At 44.9% G+C, this 3,261-nt stretch carries 4 protein-coding genes; all 4 read right to left on the bottom strand.

The window, feature by feature from the left end; all coding sequences use genetic code 11:
- Positions 1-450, bottom strand: a 450-nt coding sequence (traK, locus tag NC238_10835; GenBank protein MCM1566416.1) for a conjugative transposon protein TraK, incomplete at its 3' end; no start/stop codon positions are given.
- 17 nt (positions 451-467) lie between these two features.
- Positions 468-1,433, bottom strand: a complete 966-nt coding sequence (gene traJ, locus NC238_10830; GenBank protein MCM1566415.1) for a conjugative transposon protein TraJ — start codon at positions 1,431-1,433, stop codon at positions 468-470.
- Positions 1,434-1,480: 47 nt separating this feature from the next.
- The gene (locus NC238_10825) at positions 1,481-2,110 is read right to left on the bottom strand and encodes a DUF4141 domain-containing protein (GenBank protein ID MCM1566414.1); all 630 of its coding nucleotides are present in this window, start codon (positions 2,108-2,110) and stop codon (positions 1,481-1,483) included.
- Positions 2,111-2,128: 18 nt separating this feature from the next.
- The coding region (locus tag NC238_10820; GenBank protein MCM1566413.1) for a TraG family conjugative transposon ATPase at positions 2,129-3,261 on the bottom strand (1,133 nt) is incomplete at its 5' end.

The raw sequence follows: 3,261 nt of genomic DNA, 5'->3' as shown, positions 1-3,261 counted from the left end.
TTCGTAAGGATAGTTATTAAAGTTGGAGGAGATGCTGTCAACCCATATCCTTTGGGTTACGTTGCCCGAAATCACGCGGTTGAAATACCCGCTTTCTACCAAATCCTTGTAAATGGTAAAAGCACTTTTATCCGAGAGGTAAAGGGCGCGGTTGATGTTGTGTTCAATGGCATCCTTGTCGGGCGATAGTGTAAAAAACAGTTCATGGAAACGCCTGATATGGTCTTTGGCCTCCACTGGCCTGTTTTGTGCCAAATCCTGCGAAAGGGCCAGTATCAGCGATTTTCCCTGGTCGAGCACGTAAATTTTTTGACGCTGGGCCTCAGCATAGCTGTAGGAACTCCAGAGAGCATAAACAGTTACAACTGTACTGGCACAAACAAAGATGATGGCAAACAGCCGTATCAGCTTAAAACTGCTTTCTATATTCTTTAAAGGTTTAAATTCCATAATTTTAAATGATTCGATTATCGTTTTAATATTTTTCCTGTAATATTCCCGGAGGCAGCGCCAGCCGTTCCAGATGCAACAGAAGCCCCTTTCATTGCAGCGCTGTTTACGTTTCTTCCATAATTTCCCATGCCACCGGCCTGTACAATCCATCCGGCCACACTTGGGATGGTAAAATACCCGACAATCCCGATAAGCATAAAAGTAATGTACACCCCGTCAGTACCCTGCGGGATATAATTCGGGTCGGCTGCCATTTCTGCAATGTCTTTTTGAATCATCAATGCCTGGAGCTTGGCCAGCACGGAAGAAAAAATATCGGCCACCGGTAGCCAGAGGTAAATGCTGATGTACCGTGTAAGCCAGGTAACAAGTGTATTCTGAAAACCATCATAGATACTGAATGCAAATGCAATTGGCCCAAGAATGGACAGTACAATCAAAAAGAAAGTCCGCAGACAGTCAATTACCAAAGCGGCAGCCTGAAATATCAGTTCCAACAGATTGAGAAAAGCCTCCTGAATAGATTTTTTCAGGTTATACCAGCTTCGCTCGGCATACATTCCGGCGATGGTTACAAGGTCTTTGGGCCCCCATCCCAGTTCATCTATGGCCTTATCAAATGCTTCATCACTCACAAGGTAAGCTTCGTCCGGGTTTCGCAGCATTTTCTCCCGTTCAATTGTGTCCTTGTCCTTTTTCAGTTGTTCCAGGTCCAGTACCTGCGATTCCAATATGCCGTTTGTCCCTCGCACGATTGGGCTTAACACGGCATTCATTGTTCCAAGGACGATAGTGGGGAAAAACAGGATGCACAGCCCGATGGCAAAAGGGCGTAGCAAGGGGTAAACGTCAATTGGTTCTGCCCGTGCCAGCGACTGCCATACCCGGTAAGCCACATAAAACAAGGCGCCCAGCCCGGCTATACCTTTGGCAACCGCTGTCATGTCCGAACAAAGGGGCATCATTTCGCTATAAAGCACCCGTAGCGCCTGGTGTAAATTGTCAAATGTATCCATAAACAAAAATTTTACCAGTACCGGTCTTCAGCATTTCCGTAAAGCGCAAGTATCCGGGCTTTGTCACCTTCCTGCTCTGCCCGGATGAGCGATATGGAAATGTTCTTGTTGGTATAGTACCGGGTGAGGTTCCGGTAATGTTTCACCGCGTTATAGCACCTGTCAACAATATCCATGCGCTCTTTATCGGTCATGGAAAGCCCGGTACTGCTAATGACGTCTTTCATCTCTTTAAGGGTAGCTGCCCCTTCTTCCAGTAGCTTTGTATAACCAAAGGCAATAGCTCCCAGCTCCTCTGCGGTGTAATATTTATCCTGCAACATCAACTCAAAAGAGCTGACATATATATCGGAAATCTCACCAATCATGAGCAGTGTTTGCTGTACTTTATAAGCGTCTTTTACAAGGTCGTGTACCGCTTTGAGTTTGTCGTAATACTCCTTTCCCTGCTGGTAAACCTTTCTCACTTCCTGAAAATTTTTTATTACGTTGGAAACTGTGCTTGAAGTCTGCACAATTTCGTTGGCCGAATTGATAACACCTTGCGCAATACTTAGCGGGTCAGTAACGACAAACTGTGCTTTCAACCCGTTTGTGCCAAGCACGATAAGCAGCCCTGCTACTATTAATCTTGTCCTCATACTTTTATGTTTTAAATGTTAATGTGTAAAAGTTTCCTGTTTACTTTCAGCCAATTGTTTGATGGCCATTTCAATGTTCCCGCCCAATTTTTCAGTCAGGCGGGTCAGTTCGAGTTTCTCTGTTTCTTCGGTTGTGTATGTAAAATATTCCTGCACAGAAACTTCTGTGGCATAAACGGCAGATTGGACCCCGCCCAATCCAATCCACACTTCCTTGTATTTCCGGCCGGGGTCATTGTCCATGTTAATGGAAAGAATTTGGTCGCGTTCTTTTTCGGTCAATCCAAGCAATCCCTGTATTGCATCGAACTTGTTCATATACTTGCGCTGGTCGAGCAGGATTTTGCAATCCGAATTATTGATGATACTTTCCTTTACAATGGGAGAACTGATAATGTCGTCCACTTCCTGGGTGACCACCACCGCTTCGCCGAAGTATTTTCGGACTGTCTTGAACAGGTACCGAATGTACTCGCTCATGTTGGCAGAAGTCAGCGCCTTCCAACATTCTTCAATCAATATCATCTTTCGGATACCTTTCAGCCTCCTCATTTTATTAATGAAAGTTTCCATGATGATAATGGTCACGATGGGGAGCAAAACCTTATGGTCACCGATGTTGTCCAGCTCGAATACGATAAAACGTTTGTTGAGTAAATCCAGTTGCTTGTCCGAGTTCAACAGAAAATCATATTCGCCCCCTTTGTAATAAGGTTCGAGCACGTTTAGGAAATTATCCACGTCAAAATCCTTTTCCCTGACATTTTTCGAACGCAGTTCTTCCCGGTAATCTCCCCTGACAAACTCGTAAAAAGTATTGAACGAGGGAACGGTACTTTTATCTTTTTTTATAAGCCGGATGAAACTGTTCACAGCGTTGGACAAGGCCACTTCTTCCGCTCGCGTGGGGACTTCGCTGTCTTTTTTCCAAAGGGTCAGGATAAGCGTTTTGATGGATTCCCTTTTTTCAATATCAAACACCCCGTCATCGGTATAAAAAGGATTAAAAGCAACCGGGCTGTCTTCGGTATGTAGGCTAAGCACCCAACGCCTTTCCATATTACTATGGTAGGTTTTCAAATGCTCGCCCCCGAACCGTACGTACACGTCTCCGCGTATACGGCTCTCCATTAAAGAGTCAGTCATATCGT

The sequence above is a fragment of the Dehalobacter sp. genome (genome assembly GCA_023667845.1).
Lineage (GTDB): Bacteria > Bacillota > Desulfitobacteriia > Desulfitobacteriales > Syntrophobotulaceae > Dehalobacter.
Note: the sequence above shows the minus strand (reverse complement) of the source record. Positions and strands in the feature narration are given on the sequence as shown.